The organism is Flavobacterium sp. (genome assembly GCF_039930565.1).
Classification (GTDB): domain Bacteria; phylum Bacteroidota; class Bacteroidia; order Flavobacteriales; family Flavobacteriaceae; genus Flavobacterium.
Genome location: NZ_JBDTTP010000002.1, coordinates 111,849 through 127,565, shown reverse-complemented (window position 1 = coordinate 127,565; position 15,717 = coordinate 111,849). Strand labels below are relative to the sequence as shown.

The window sequence follows — 15,717 nt, the reverse complement described above, 5'->3', positions numbered from 1 at the left end:
TTAGCGTTTGCATGATTACTTATGGGCATGAAAAGTACATTCGTAAAGCTATTGAAGGTGTTTTAATGCAGGAATGTAATTTTGAAGTCGAGCTTATTTTGGCTAATGATTGTTCTCCGGACCAAACGGATGAAGTTATTCAGGAAATTTTATTAAACCATCCTAAAGCTTCATGGATTAAATATTTTAAACATGAAAAAAATACAGGTATGATGCCTAATTTTATTGATGCATTAAAGAAATGTAAAGGAAAATATGTTGCCCTTTGCGAAGGCGATGATTATTGGACTGATCCTTTTAAACTGCAAAAACAAGTAGATTTTTTAGAGGCTAATCCTGATTACGTATTGTGTTTTCATCAAGTAAATATTCTAAAACCTGATGGTGAAATTGTTGATGACTTTATTACTAAAGTACCTGATAATTATAAAACTATAGAAACATTAGCAAGGTTAGGGAATTATATCCATACCCCTTCTGTTGTTTTTAGAAATATAATTAATGATTATCCTTTTGAGTTTAAAAACAGCCCTATCGGTGATTTCTTTTTATACATGATGTTGGCACAGCATGGAAAATTAAAATATATAGATGAAAAGATGTCAGTTTATAGATATGGAGTGGGCGTGTTTTCAGGGAACTCATCATTAATAATGGCAAAAAGCAATCTTACACTTTTTACCTGTTTGCTTTCATATCTGAAAGATGAAAAAATAAAGAAAATCATTTTTGAGAGGCAATTATTTTCTGTCATGGTTTTAGAAAAAATAATTGAAAACCAATATGAAAGTTTTTTTATTTCTAATCATATTTTTTTTAAAACAATAAAGTTTATTGAAGACAATCATAGAAATCCTTCTAAAATATTAAAAAAAATAATTACTAAATTATTAACGTAATGCTAGCCATAGTTATACCATACTACAAAAGTTGTTTTTTTAAGGAAACATTAGATTCTTTGCTTAATCAAACAAATCAACAGTTTAAAGTGTATATAGGTGATGATGCTAGTCCGGAAAATCCAGATAATTTATTAGATGATTTTAAGGGATTACTTAACTTTGAATATCATCGTTTTGAAAATAATCTTGGAAGTCAATCATTGGTCAGTCAATGGAAAAGATGCATTAATTTAATAAGAGATGAAGATTGGATTATGATTTTAGGGGATGATGATGTTCTTGAAGAGAACGTTGTTGAGGCTTTTTATAATAATTTAGATGAAATAGAACAAGAAAAAGTTGATGTGATACGGTTTGCAACACGAATTATTGATGTGAATGGTCAATATATTTCGGATATTTATTTTCACCCAAAATTAGAGAAAGCAGTGGACGCTTTTTGGAGAAAATTTATGGGAAAGACCAGAAGTTCACTTTCCGAATATATAGTTAAAAGAAAATCGCTTTTTAAATTTGGATTTAGAGAATACCCTTTAGCCTGGCACAGTGACGATATGGCTTGGTTAGAGTTTTCTGATTTTAAAAGGATTTACACTATAAATTCTGCAAAATTATATATAAGACTTAGTGAAAAAAGTATATCGGGAAACAAGGATAATAATTACCAAAAGAAAACAGCATCAAAACTTTTTTATTATACTATTTCAGATAAATATATTTCATACTTTTCTAAAACACAAAGAATAAAAATAATAGCTAGAGTTGAACGTGATTATTTTGAGAGCAAAAGTTTTTTTATGTTTTTAAAAATATTTAAATGGCATATATTAAAAACTGATTTGCTGAATTTAGCCAAATTTTTCCGAAGAATTTATATCAATAGATAATTATGCATCCTTTAATCTCTGTAATTATACCGTGTTATATGCAAGCCCAATATTTAGATGAGGCCTTAACTTCCGTATTTACACAAACTTATAAAAATTGGGAATGTATTATTGTGAACGATGGAAGTTCGGATGATACACACGAAATAGCAGAAAAATGGTTAGAGAAAGATTCACGCTATAAGTATATTTATCAAAAAAATAAAGGAGTTAGTGCGGCTAGAAATAATGGGATTGGCAATGCAAAAGGAGAATTTATTTTGCAATTAGATGCAGATGATAAAATTGATTCAACATTAATTGAAAAAGTTATTTTAAGATTTGATAGTTCCAATTGTCCCCAATTAATTTACTGTGATGTTACCTTTTTTGGAGTTATGAAGGGCATATATCAATTACCTACTTACAGCTATAAAAGATTACTAGTTCAAAATTGTTTTGTAATTTGTAGTGCATTTAAAAAATCCGATTGGATTGCTGTTGGAGGATATGATGAAAATTTAAAGTCATTTGAGGATTGGGATTTTTGGATTAGGATTTTGAATCCTCAAAGTACAGTTGTTAAAATTTCAGAGGAATTATACTTTTACAGAAAACATGAAAAAGGTAGTTTGACTAATAATTTTAGAATAGATAATGCTTTTTATAATAGTTTATATGATTCTATTTATAATAAAAACAAAAAAATTTACGATGCTCAATTCGGAAATCCAATATTGGCTTTTCAGGAAAATATAGAATTAAAGGCTTTCAATCAAAAAGTTAAAAAGCTTTGGATATTTAAATTATACGTAAAAATTAAAAAGGTATTATGATTAGTGTAGTAGTAAGAAATAAAAATCAGGAAAAAGCTTTAGAATTTTTACTTAGAAACCTGAATCAAAGATATTCAGCAGATATTAATGAAATAATTGTTTTGGATAATTTGTCTACAGATGACAGTAAAATCATCACTGAAAAATACAATGCAAAGTTCATCACAATTGAGAATTTTAGCTATGGAGGAAGTGCAAATTTAGCAGCTGAAAAAGCAAAAAATGATATTGTTGTTATATTTAGTGCACACTCATTTCCGGTGAGTCATGACTTTTTTAAATTGATAAAAGAAAAGTTTGAAGGAAGAGAGGAAGAATTAGCAGGTTTACGTTGTTTGCATAATATAAATGACTATTCAGCTTACATAAATAACATTTCCTCTATTGACGATTACAATAGGGCAGGACTAATTTTTGCAGGTTCCGCTTTTAATAAAAGGGTTTGGGAGAAACATCCATTTAAATCAGATATTACTACTTTCGAAGATAAGGAATGGAGCAAGAGAGTTATAGCATCAGGCTATAAAATAGAGTTTGTTTCTTCAATTTTTTGTTATCAGATACATAGAACAAAAGCACAAAACTTTTTCAGGTTTAAAAGCGAAACAATTGGAAGTTATCAATTGCATCATACTAATTTTACCATATTTAAATCTTTCAAAGGTTTTTCACATTCATTTTTAAAAACAACCCTCAATTATTTTATTGAAATTTTATACATATTTAAAAGATTCTTTTTTATGATTAAATTTTTAACAAATAAACCAAAAAGATTCTAAATAGTAGAATAAGTTATTATCCTTATAAAGTTGGTGAAATATTTTTGATGTTTATAATCCATAAATATATTTAACTTAAAAATAAGGCAAATTGAATATATCGAAAAATTTAAACCTAGATAGAATAAATTTTATAAAAAGATTGAGTATTTTGATAATCATTTAGAAGATGAATAATAAATATTTTGTAAAAAAATTAATTTAATATTATAGTGAAAAAAAAAATCGTAAGGTTGTTGTTATTTATATACAAGAATTGTAAAAAAAGTGATCTTTTAAAAAAAGTGATTAAAAGAATAATTGGGGAAGATAAAATTAAAGTTTCTTTTAATGGTTTTTTGGTTCAGGCAGGAATAAGAACATCAATTGAATCAGGAGTTTTTTTTGATAATTATAATGAAGTGATGGTTTTAGAATTGATAAAGTCTTATGCTTCTAAAGGATATAATTTTATTGATGCTGGAGCAAACATAGGATTACATTCATTAACCGCAGCAAATTCAAATCCAGATATCGAAATTTATTCATTTGAACCGGAGCTTTTTAATTATCAGCAATTTGTTAAGAATATAATTTTAAATGATTTTGTTAATATAAGACCATTTAAAATGGGATTGGGTAATTTGTCTGACAATAAGATCTTAAATATTAACGAAGGATGGAACAAAGGAAAACATTCCCTGAAAAATAATTTTGCAGGAAGTCAGAAAAAAATAAATATACCAATAACAACTATAGATGTCTTTAAGTACAATATCAATTGTAATAATCTCATTATAAAAATTGATGTAGAAGGTTATGAAAAAGAAGTTATCGACGGGGCTGAAAGTATTTGTAGACAAACACAAAATTGTATAGTAATAATAGAACTTTTAGAAGAAAATAATGGGCTGTCAATTTGTAATGAAATCACCCATAATTTGAAAAATAATAATTTTAATGAGATATATAAAATAATTGATGATACTAGTTTATGTAAAGTAGATAATTTTAAAGGAAGTGGTGATTATGTTTTTCTTAAAGGTTTAGATGCAAAGAAAAATATCGAAAACTATACAATTTAATTGTTAATATGCGAGTAGGTTACAACCCATATAAAGATCAACCAAATAATAATTCAACATATTTACACCAAATTATTATTCCTGTCTATATTCCCAATCAGGAAGGCTATTTTAAAGATAGTTTTGCGATTTTAAAGCTAAGTTTAGAATCATTATTTGCAACAACACATGATAAAACTTTTATAACAATTGTAAATAACGGAAGCGAAGCCATAATTTCTAATTATTTGGATTCGCTTTTTAAAGAAAACAAAATTCACGAACTTATTCATACGGAAAATATTGGTAAACTTAATGCTATTCTTAAGGGTTTGGCAGGAAATAATATAGAATTAGTAACGATTTCAGATTCGGATGTGCAGTTTTTACCGAATTGGCAAAACGAAACCGTAAAGGTTTTTGCAGCAGTTCCAAAAGCAGGAGTAGTAGGCATTGTACCTCAATTTAAAATGTATGAAAGTAATTGCGGAAATGTTCTTTATGACAATCTGTTAAGTTCTCAACTAAAATTTATTCCTGTAAAAAATTCTACCGACTTAATAAAGTTTTATGATAGTATAGGCTGGGACAGAAATTATAATCACGATTATTTAAAATACGCTTTGGGATTAGAAATCAATTCAGATTTTAAAGTTTTGGTTGGATCCGGACATTTTGTAGCCACATACAAAAAAGATATGTTTTCAGAAATAGTAACTTATATAGGTTATAAAATGGGAGGAAACAGTGAAGGTTATTTGGATCGATTACCACTCAAAAAAGATTATTGGCGGTTAACTACCCATGATAACTATGCCTATCACTTAGGAAACACTTACGAAGATTGGATGGCTCCTATAAACGAGTTAAAATCTGATACCGAAATGATATCTTCGAATTTTAATAAAAACAGAAAGCAAAGTAGATTTTTGTATTTTATAAAAAACAGGCTTTTTGTAAAGTTCCTATCTGTAAAGTGGATAATGAAGTTGTTTTTAAAATATAAAAAACTGCCTCAATCCATGACTGAAAATTACTGAGGATGAGCATCAAAAAAAAGTTTTCTATACTCATTACTACTAAAAATCGATTGAATGATTTGAGTTTTACTTTAAAGAAAATTCAATTTTTATTGGATAGAAAAGAAGTCGACTGTATTATTTGCGATGATGGCTCTACAGATGAAACGGTTTCTTATATAAAAGAAAATTATCCTGACATTCAATTGATTCAGAATCCGGTAAGTAAAGGATTAATCTACAGCAGAAACAGATTAATGAGTTTGGTTACTTCTGAATATGCTATTTCTATTGATGATGATTTACATTTTATTACACAGAATCCTTTAGAAATAATAGAAAATGCATTTCGTCAAAACTCAAAAATAGGATTACTTGGTTTTAGGATTTTTTGGAATCCGGAAGAGCCTAAAACAACCATTTGCAATGAAGTTTCACACAGAATGAAAAGCTTTGTAGGTTGCGGGAATGTTTGGCGTATGGATGCCTGGCAGGACATTCCTGATTATCCTTCGTGGTTTGTTTTTTATGGAGAAGAAGATTTTGCTTCGTATCAATTATTTAAAAATAAATGGGAAGTTCATTATTTGCCTGAAGTGTTGGTTAATCACAGAGTAGATATAAAATCCCGGAAAAATAATGCCGATTATTATATTCGCCAAAGACGCTCTTTACGATCAGGATGGTATTTGTATTTTTTGTTTTATCCCATACGATACATTCCTAAAAAAATAATGTATTCTATTTGGATTCAATTAAAAACAAAAGTATTTAAAGGAGATTTAAAAGCATTAGTTGTCATAATTTTAGCGGCTTTTGACTTATTTTGGGCAATACCAAAAATCATAAAATACAGTAACAGATTATCATTGGAGGAATATAGAGATTACAACAACCTGATGGATACAAAGTTATATTGGCATCCAAAAAATAATATTTAGATTTTATTCGGTATAAATGAAAACAATTGTTATAATTCCGGCCAGGGGAGGATCGAAAAGATTGCCAAATAAGAATATTTTACCGTTAGGCGAAATTCCGCTTATAGCACATTCTATTTTATATTCCCAACAGAACTTCGAAATCATTACCGATATTTATGTTTCAACTGATGATGAAGAAATAAAAAAAATTGCCATTCAATTTGGGGCAAAAGTAATTGAAAGACCCGCTTCTATTTCTGGTGATTTTGAGCCTACAGTTTCTGCCTTGAAACATGTTTTGGAATCAATTGGCGACGATATTGAAAATGTAATATTATTACAGCCTACTAATCCTTTAAGACCTCAGGATTTATTAAAAGAAGCGTTTCGCAAATATCAAAACGGAAATTATAACAGTTTATTTACTGTTTCCAGAAATCATCAAAAATTAGGAAAAATAACAGAGAATAACTACATACCGTTTAATTATACAATTGGGCAAAGAAGCCAGGATTTAGAGCCTTTGTTTTTTGAAAACGGATTATTATACATAACAAAAGCGGCATTGATTTTAAATGATCTTATTATTTCAGAAAATGCATTTCCATTCGAGGTAAATCATATTTTTGCAACTGTTGATATAGATACCCAGGAAGATTTGGATTACGCAGCTTATCTTTTTCAAAAATCAATCACTTAAATCATACTCATTTTATGAATCCATACATAGAAATTGCCGGCCGAAAAATCGGATTAGATTTTCCACCTTTAGTCATTGCCGAAATAGGAATTAACCACGAAGGCTCTCTGCAAGTTGCCAAAGAGATGGTAGATGCCGCACACAGAGCAGGAGCTGAGGTAGTGAAACATCAAACCCATATAGTTGAAGATGAAATGAGCGGTGCAGCCAAAAAAGTGATTCCGGGTAATGCTGATGTTTCTATTTATGAGATTATGGAACGTTGTTCCTTAAATGAAGCAGATGAGCTGGAGCTTAAAAAATATGTCGAAAGTAAAGGCATGATTTTTATTTCGACTCCATTTTCACGAGCAGCAGCTGAACGTTTGAAAAAATTTGACATTCCGGCTTATAAGATTGGTTCTGGCGAGTGTAATAATTATCCATTGTTAGAGCATATCGCTTCTTTTGGAAAACCGGTTATTTTAAGTACAGGAATGAACACTATTGAAAGTGTTCAGAAGGCAGTCGCTATTTTTGACAAGCACAATATTCCTGTAGCGCTTTTGCATACTACAAATTTATATCCAACACCAATTCATTTGGTTCGTTTTGGTGCTATGACACAACTGCATGAAGCTTTTCCTGATAAAGTTTTCGGGTTAAGTGATCATACTTTAAACAACAATGCGTGTTTAGGTTCAGTTGCTCTTGGCGCTAGCATTTTAGAAAGACACTTTACCGATCATATGCAGCGTACAGGTCCGGATATTATATGCAGTATGGATGAAAACGCCTGTCAGGAATTAATTATTTCCTCTGCTGAAATTGCATTAATGAGAGGAGGTATCAAAAAACCTGCTCCTGAAGAACAGGTAACAATCGATTTTGCATTTGCAACGGTTTGTGCTATAAAAAGCATAAAAAAAGGGGAAATATTCTCTAAAGAAAACATTTGGGTAAAACGGCCCGGTACCGGAAAAATACTCGCAGAGCATTTTAATGAATTGCTAGGAAAAACAGCTGCAAGAGATATACACGATGACGAACAGTTAGATTGGAGTCATATAAAATAATGGTTTTAATAATTTAATGATAGCTATTGCATTTGTAACTTTTACATGAATATAAAACAAAATAACAGATTAAGGGAACTTGATTTTTTAAGAGGAATCGCCATCTTGTTAGTATTGATGCGTCATCAATATCTTTGTGGTTTTACAACAACTATGGGATGGATAGGGGTTGATTTATTTTTTGTACTCAGCGGGTTTCTTGTTTCGGGATTGCTGTTTAAAGAATATTTAAAATTTGGGAATATAAAGCCAGGATTATTTTTAATACGGAGAGGTTTTAAAATCTATCCAATTTATTATTTGACTTACATCTTATATCTGGCTCCTAAAATAATAAAACACCAATTTGACTGGACAGGATTTTTATCTGATTTGTTTTTTATTCAGAATTATGTTTGGGGTTGGGGTTATGCGTACGTGCCGAGCTGGTCTTTAGCGGTTGAAGAGCATTTTTATTTTGGATTAGCCTTTTTTTTATGGTTGTCCATTAAATACATATGGATTGATTTAAATAAAGAGGCAGAAAAAAAGATAAGTAAATTCGAATTAGCTATCTTGTTCATTATGTTACTATGCCTGATTTTAAGGCTTATTAGCAATATTTATTTTCCAGATAATGCGGATAAGAATTATACGATGTCTCATTTACGGATAGATTCTCTTTTAGCCGGAGTCCTCGTTTCTTATTTCTACTATTTTAAGAGGGAAAAACTAATTTTCTTTTTTGAATCAAATAAAAATTTTTTAATGCTGCTATCAGTAGCATTAATTTCCTTTACACCTTTTATTGATTTTCAGGGTTCATTTTTTGTAATGACATTTGGATTTTCATTTCTGTATATTTCCTTTAGCATTCTTCTTGTTTGTTTTCTGGTAAACAGTAAAATAAATGAAAAACTGGATGATGTATTTTCAAAAAAAATAGTTGACATTATAAGTAAAATAGGATTTTCTTCCTATAGTATTTATATCATTCACAGTTTTGTAAATTTTGCTTACAATCTGGGCAATATACTTTTTTTAAGTAAGATTGGGACGATAAATCAAACAGCTGTTTTTTTTATTACTTCAGTCGTAAGTGTATTGTCCGGAATGTTTATGACTTATCATGTAGAAAAATATTTTTTAAATTACAGGAATAAGCATTTTCCGAGCAGAATACATTAATAAGAGCGAAAATTAAATAAATGAAAAAAATTCTATTTCTTACTGGTACGCGTGCTGATTTTGGTAAAATTAAATCATTGATTACTATCCTTGAAAAACAGGAGGGTTTTGAAGTTTTTGTTTTTGTAACCGGTATGCACCTGCAGGAAGTGTATGGTTACACGCTGATTGAAATTGAACGCTGTAATTTTAAAAATGTATTTACTTTCGAGAATCATACCCATGAAACAACAATGGATTTGACACTTGCAAAGACCATTGAGGGGTTGTCGGCTTATTGTAAAAACATAAATCCTGATATGATTGTAGTCCATGGTGACCGGGTTGAAACATTAGCAGGGGCAATTGTAGGGTCTTTGAATAATATTTTGGTTGCTCACATAGAAGGTGGGGAAATTTCGGGTACTGTAGATGAATTAATCCGGCATAGTGTGAGTAAATTAAGCCATATTCACTTTGTCTCCAATAAGCAGGCAGCTAAAAGACTCATGCAAATGGGAGAAATTAGTGAATCTGTTTTTATTATTGGTTCCCCGGATATTGACATAATGTTTTCAGACAAACTGCCAGATTTAAAAAATGTAAAAGAATATTATAAAATTGACTTTGAAAATTATGCTGTTGTTATGTTTCATCCCGTAACAACAGAAGTAAAAGAGATGCAAAAATATGCAGAAACCTTCGTAAATTCTTTGTTAGGTGACACTCATGATTATATAGTGATTTTTCCAAATAATGATTTAGGAAGTCAGTTTATACTTGAGGCGTATCAAAAATTAAAAAACGACTCAAGATTCAGGATTTTCCCTTCATTACGATTTGAATATTTTCTGACCTTATTAAAAAATAGTCAGTTTATCATAGGTAACAGCAGCGCAGGAATTCGGGAAGCTCCGTATTATGGTATTCCTATTATCAATATAGGGACAAGACAGCAAAACAGGGCAATTAATGCCAATATTATTAATACTGACTATTCGCAAAAAGGAATTATGAAAGCCTTAGCAACAATTGATTTACATGAAATTCAAAAGGTAGATGATGATTTTGGCAAGGGAAATAGTAGCGAATTGTTTCTTGAATGTCTTAAAAAATCTGATATTTGGCGACTCAATCAACAAAAACAGTTTAGAGATTCTTAATAATGCTTACAGTAAGTAATTATCATTATATCAGAACTGACTTTAAATCTAAATATGCAAGTATATTTGGACTAACTCCCAATGAGTTTAAAAATCAGTTACTATTGCTAAAAAGTCAAGGAGATTTCATTAAACCGAGTGATTTGGTTTTTAATACTAATGAAATTTTAAAATCTAAAGAAAATTTTTTTTTCATAACTTTTGATGATGGTCTAAAAGAACAGTTTGATTTTGCTTTGCCAATTTTAGAAGAACTTAATATTCCGGCCATTTTTTTTATAAATTCAAGGAATTATGAAGAACAAAAAGTGTCAACAGTTCATAAAATTCACCTGCTCAGATCCATTATATCTTGTTCGGAATTCTTACAAAAGCTGCCTAATATATTTTTTTCCGATTCAGACAAAATTACCGCAATTAATACATATAAATATGATAATGAAGAAAGTGCAATTTTAAAATATATTTTAAATTTTAAATTGGATTTTGAGCAGCAGGAAAAAATTGTAAAGAACCTTTTTGATAATCATTTTGATGAAGGCGAAGTTTTGAATTCATTATATATGAGTAAAAAAAACCTGAATGATTTGTCAAAAAAAGGGTTTTTAGGAAGCCATTCCCATAGTCATTATCCATTAGGGTTGCTAAATTCTAATCATATTAAGTTTGAACTTGAGAATTCAAAAAAATATCTTGAAAAACTGACAGAGGCGAAAATTGAAATCCTTTCATATCCTTATGGAACAATGGAAACTTCTACAAATGAAGTGGCTGAATTCGCTAAAAATGCAGGGTACAAAATAGGTTTTACAACTAAAAGAGGCATTAATACTTCAGCGGAAAATCATTTACTGTTAAATAGATTTGATTGCAATGATTTGATAGGAGGAAAAAATTATAACAAAATATGATAACAAGAGAAGCAACTGTAAAAGATTGGGAAATTTTAGAATCTTTTTTTAAAATAATTTACAGAGATAACCATCCACTCCATAATAAAGAGTTTTGGGAATGGCAATATGGAGACTCAAAATATGGACGTTCCTTTATTTGTTTGAATGATAAAGGTGAAGTTGTTGGTCATGTAGGAGCTAATTTTGGAGGAGGACTGGCGTGGATTATTAATGTATATCTTAATGAAGAATGTAGAGGAAAAGGTATTCTAGGCCGATTGTATGAATTAGCCCGTACGTATTATCCTCTAGCAGCAACAGCAGCAAATGAAGCTGGTTTGGGACTTTATAAAAATATGCGTTGGATACGTTATTATGACTTAGTCAGGTATGTGAAAATTAATCCAAATGTTAATGATAAAAACTTTAGCAGTATTTGTAGCTCTGTGAATGTAGATGTCAATCACTTGATAAAAAGAGATACGCATTATTTTTGCCAGCCCTCTATAAAAGGGATTGTATTAAGTGATGGTTCAAGAGCGGTAAGTCAGGAAAATGTTGGTGGGTTGCGGATTGTAGATATAGAAAATCTTGAACAATTGGAACAACAGGCATGGTTATTAGGATATTCATGGCTAGATTATATCTGTTCATGGAACGATTTAAAAACTAAAGATTTAGAAAAAAACGGATGGGTTTTAGATCATAAAAGCGTAGTTCCATGGCGCTTAAATCCTGTCGAAGAAAATTATTTTTGTGATATAACTTTCCTGTCTGAAGCACCTCTTGATAATAACTTTATAGTACATCGATCTCACTCAGATCACGGAAGAATAGGCAGTTTAAAATAAAAACACATGAAAAATTTAGGAGTCGTTATTACTGATGGTGTTGGATTTCGTAATTTTATTTTAACTGATTTTATTCAAGAGGCTAAAAACAATTTTGATGAGGTGATTGTTTTTTCCTGCTTACCAAAAATAGTTTATGATAATTTTAATTTAGACTGTAAAATTATAGAACTAGCTGTTTTTGAAGAGACTTTTTTTACCTGGTTTTTTAGAAAAGCTAAAGAGGTTACTCATTTACAATTACATAAAAAGGGTAATTTCGGGATATTGGATAATTTAAATATCACTAAATCGAAAGCGAAAAATCCGAGAGGTTTTGCAACTAGAATTATTCATAAATTGCCCAGTATTTTTCATTCAGAAAAATTGATTTTAAAATACAATCAATTACAGCAATTATCATTTCAATCAAATGCAATTACTAAGGAATATTCAGATTTGTTAAAACAACATAGAATTTCAATGTTGTTTTTTACACATCAGCGTCCACCTTTTATTGCGCCTCTTATCTATGCAGCCGAAAAATTAAAAATTAAAACTTCAGCATTTATTTTTAGTTGGGATAATCTGGCTTCAAAAGGAAGAATGGCAGGAAATTTTGATTTTTATTTAGTTTGGAGTGACTTAATGAAGCAGGAATTGCTTACTTTTTATCAATCCGTAAAAGAAGAGCAAATTAAAGTGGTTGGAACTCCCCAGTTTGAACCTTATTCAATGACTGAATTTGGATATAATAAAATTGATTTTTTACAGAAATTCAGGATTAACAACAACTACCCAATTATATTTTTTACCTGTAATGATGCCAGTAGTGAAAACGACCCTATATATTTAGAAATGCTCGCTGAATTTATTGTGCAAAAAAAGTTAATCAGAGAAGTTAATTTAATAGTAAGGACTTCTCCTGCTGAAGAGCCAACGCGTTTTGCTCATCTTATCAAAAAATTTCCTTCTGTAATATGGAATTTTCCCGATTGGTCTATTAGCAGAGCAGGACATCAGGAAGCATGGACACAAAGAGTGCCTTCAATATCAGATTTGAACGATTTGAAATCACTTTTGAAATATTGTGATTTGTGTATTAATGTGCTATCCACAATTACATTGGATGCTTTTATTTTTGATAAACCTGTGATAAATCCAGTTTTTGGGAACAAGGCAAATGGAATGTTTGATGATCTGAAGTTTTTAGATTATCATCATTTGTCTAAATTAGCGCAATTTGATGCAAGCAATATTGTTAAGAATGAAAAAGAATACTTAGATGGTATTAATTTTATTCTTGAAGGTAAAGACAATAAGCAAGAACAAAGAGAAGATTTTCTAAAACTTCAAATAGGCAGAGATTTAAAGGATACAAGTAAAAGAATAGCAAAAACAATATCGAATTTTGGAGAATATTATTAAGGAATCAACCCATTCTGCTGGGCGAATTAAAATTTTGGATGGTTTTAGGGCAATTGCAATTTTAGGAGTTGTACTATATCATTATTTTTACAGATGGAACGATCCTGTAACACCATATTATGGTTCTGATTTTTTTCACCAAGGATTTAGGGGGGTCGAATTCTTTTTTATGATTAGCGGATTTGTAATTTGTTATTCTCTAGAAAATACTTCAAGTCTGAATGTTTTTTGGAAAAAACGATTTATTCGTTTATTTCCTTCAATGTTTATTGCTTCTATATTGACTTTTGGGTTTTTGAGATTATTCGATTATAATCTAATCTTTCCTAAGAGTCATAATTTTAGAAATTTAATTACCAGTATAACTTTTTTGCCACCAAGTATTTTCGATTTTATTTTTGGGACAAAAAATCATTTTAGTTATTTAAATTTATCTTATTGGACTCTATGGCCCGAGATTCAGTTTTATTTTTTATCAAGTGCTATTTATTTTTTCAATAAATTAAAATTCAGAAAATTTTTTATAGCAATATGTTTAATACTAATATTGCTTTATCAATTTATTCAATTTAATAATTTAGGTCATATTGTTTATGTAGAGAAAATATTAAATTTATTTAATTTACTAAAATATTTATCTTATTTCGTGTCTGGAGCATTGTTTTATTTACTATATAAAAGCCAGAATTTTTCATATCATATATTATTGTTAGTTGTTTTTGTTTTATTGAACATAGAGTTTAATATACTTGGATTTATTTCTAGTACTTTTTTTTACTGTTTGTTTTTTTGCTTTATCTATTCTCCGGGATGGTTAAAATTTTTTGAAAATAAATTTTTCGTAAGTATTGGGGTTTCATCATATTTCTTATACTTAATTCACGAATATATTGGAGTGGTATGGATTAGAAATATAGTAACTTTCTTTTATCCAAACAGTTTTTTGGCTCCGGTCTTGGTTATAATTGTCATGATTCTTTTTAGTATATTTTATAATCAAAAAATAGAATCAAAGATTATTAAATATTTAAACACAATCTTGCTTAAGAGAAATGACTAAAATAGCCATAATCTGCAATTATAAATTGCTTCCTGAAAGAGTAGGGGGAATGGATTATTTTTTTTGGGAGTTTGATGAAAAATGTAAAAAGGAAGGAATTGAAATTGATTGGTTTTTTCCGAATCATTCAGATCATGGACATTATTCAGATCTCACTCTGTATGGTAATGAAAGTAAAAGTGTAGAAAATAATTTTATAGATTTTTGCATAGAAAAGAACCCGGTTTATTCTCATGTTATTACTCATTTTGTAGAATTGTGCACGCCATTTTTTCAAAAGATAAAGAAATTTTCAGATGCAGAAATTATTGCTGTCGATCATAATCCTAGACCTTTAGATGGGTATTCATTCAAAAAGAAAATAAATAAAAAATTAAAAGGTCTGATATTTTCAAGATACATTGACGTTTTTATTGGAGTTTCCAATTATACCGTAAACGAAATTCTGAATGATTTTGGTTCTCATTTAAAATCAAAAACCAAAACAATTTACAATGGAGTTATTATGGATTCAATTTTAGTCAGAGAACAAAGAAATGCTGTAAAACCTACTTTTTTGGTTGCTTCACATTTAAGAGAATCAAAAGGAATACAGGATTTAATTGAAGCAGTAAGTTTTCTGCCAGCAGACATCAAAAATGAAATTAGGATTGATATTTATGGAGAAGGACCGTATAAAAACTATTTGTCAGAAAAAATAAAACGGTTTTCACTCGAAAAATGTTTTGTTTTTATGGGAAGTAAACCGAACCTTAATGAGATTTTTTATTTATACGATTATATGCTGCAGCCCACTCATATGGAATGCTTTAGCTTGTCTATACTGGAGAGTCTCGCTGCCAACGTTCCTGTAATTACAACAAATGTAGGGGGAAATACAGAAGCGATCACTCCTAAAGAAAACGGATATATTATTAAAGCAAAAGACATAAAAGCTTTGACTACAATTATTAATGAGGTTTATTCAGGGAACAAAAAGATATCGATTAATACAAGAGAATTAATTGCCAATTCCTTTTCTTTGCCGAAAATGGTAGAAAATCATTTTCACTTACTTTTCAAATAAAATAGACC

15 protein-coding genes are annotated in these 15,717 nt (G+C 29.5%); all 15 read left to right on the top strand.

Features of this window, described 5'->3' with window-relative positions; genetic code table 11:
- The first annotated feature begins 11 nt into the window (after positions 1-11).
- Positions 12-899 carry a glycosyltransferase gene (locus tag ABI657_RS01360; RefSeq protein ID WP_348095436.1) on the top strand — a complete coding sequence of 296 codons (888 nt, stop codon included), beginning with the start codon at positions 12-14 and terminating at the stop codon, positions 897-899.
- Positions 899-1,789 (top strand): glycosyltransferase family 2 protein, encoded by an 891-nt coding sequence (locus ABI657_RS01355; RefSeq protein WP_348095435.1) that lies wholly within the window; start codon positions 899-901, stop codon positions 1,787-1,789. The genes ABI657_RS01360 and ABI657_RS01355 overlap by 1 nt, the downstream gene beginning before the upstream one ends.
- Positions 1,790-1,791: 2 nt before the next feature.
- Positions 1,792-2,604 carry a glycosyltransferase gene (locus ABI657_RS01350; protein WP_348095434.1) on the top strand — a complete coding sequence of 271 codons (813 nt, stop codon included), beginning with the start codon at positions 1,792-1,794 and terminating at the stop codon, positions 2,602-2,604.
- Positions 2,601-3,383 (top strand): glycosyltransferase, encoded by a 783-nt coding sequence (locus tag ABI657_RS01345; RefSeq protein ID WP_348095433.1) that lies wholly within the window; start codon positions 2,601-2,603, stop codon positions 3,381-3,383. Before ABI657_RS01350 ends, ABI657_RS01345 begins: the two co-directional genes overlap by 4 nt.
- 212 nt (positions 3,384-3,595) lie before the next feature.
- The gene (locus ABI657_RS01340; protein ID WP_348095432.1) at positions 3,596-4,447 is read left to right on the top strand and encodes an FkbM family methyltransferase; all 852 of its coding nucleotides are present in this window, start codon (positions 3,596-3,598) and stop codon (positions 4,445-4,447) included.
- Positions 4,448-4,455: 8 nt separating this feature from the next.
- Positions 4,456-5,466 carry a glycosyltransferase family 2 protein gene (locus tag ABI657_RS01335; RefSeq protein WP_348095431.1) on the top strand — a complete coding sequence of 337 codons (1,011 nt, stop codon included), beginning with the start codon at positions 4,456-4,458 and terminating at the stop codon, positions 5,464-5,466.
- A gap of 2 nt (positions 5,467-5,468) precedes the next feature.
- Complete coding sequence (locus ABI657_RS01330) at positions 5,469-6,386, top strand: glycosyltransferase (protein ID WP_348095430.1); 918 nt, start codon at positions 5,469-5,471, stop codon at positions 6,384-6,386.
- A gap of 16 nt (positions 6,387-6,402) precedes the next feature.
- The gene (locus ABI657_RS01325) at positions 6,403-7,068 is read left to right on the top strand and encodes an acylneuraminate cytidylyltransferase family protein (protein ID WP_348095429.1); all 666 of its coding nucleotides are present in this window, start codon (positions 6,403-6,405) and stop codon (positions 7,066-7,068) included.
- A gap of 14 nt (positions 7,069-7,082) precedes the next feature.
- The gene (gene neuB / locus ABI657_RS01320) at positions 7,083-8,123 is read left to right on the top strand and encodes an N-acetylneuraminate synthase (RefSeq protein WP_348095428.1); all 1,041 of its coding nucleotides are present in this window, start codon (positions 7,083-7,085) and stop codon (positions 8,121-8,123) included.
- A 45-nt stretch (positions 8,124-8,168) separates the two neighbouring features.
- Complete coding sequence (locus ABI657_RS01315; RefSeq protein WP_348095427.1) at positions 8,169-9,290, top strand: acyltransferase; 1,122 nt, start codon at positions 8,169-8,171, stop codon at positions 9,288-9,290.
- A 20-nt stretch (positions 9,291-9,310) separates the two neighbouring features.
- Positions 9,311-10,432, top strand: coding sequence for a UDP-N-acetylglucosamine 2-epimerase (gene neuC / locus ABI657_RS01310; protein WP_348095426.1), 1,122 nt, complete (start codon positions 9,311-9,313; stop codon positions 10,430-10,432).
- 2 nt (positions 10,433-10,434) lie between these two features.
- Positions 10,435-11,343 (top strand): polysaccharide deacetylase family protein, encoded by a 909-nt coding sequence (locus ABI657_RS01305; RefSeq protein ID WP_348095425.1) that lies wholly within the window; start codon positions 10,435-10,437, stop codon positions 11,341-11,343.
- Positions 11,340-12,176: a GNAT family N-acetyltransferase gene (locus ABI657_RS01300; RefSeq protein ID WP_348095424.1), complete on the top strand. Its 837-nt coding sequence runs from the start codon at positions 11,340-11,342 to the stop codon at positions 12,174-12,176. The genes ABI657_RS01305 and ABI657_RS01300 overlap by 4 nt, the downstream gene beginning before the upstream one ends.
- 6 nt (positions 12,177-12,182) lie before the next feature.
- Positions 12,183-13,583 (top strand): hypothetical protein, encoded by a 1,401-nt coding sequence (locus tag ABI657_RS01295; protein WP_348095423.1) that lies wholly within the window; start codon positions 12,183-12,185, stop codon positions 13,581-13,583.
- 1,052 nt (positions 13,584-14,635) lie between these two features.
- Positions 14,636-15,709: a glycosyltransferase family 4 protein gene (locus ABI657_RS01290; RefSeq protein WP_348095422.1), complete on the top strand. Its 1,074-nt coding sequence runs from the start codon at positions 14,636-14,638 to the stop codon at positions 15,707-15,709.
- Positions 15,710-15,717: the final 8 nt, after the last annotated feature.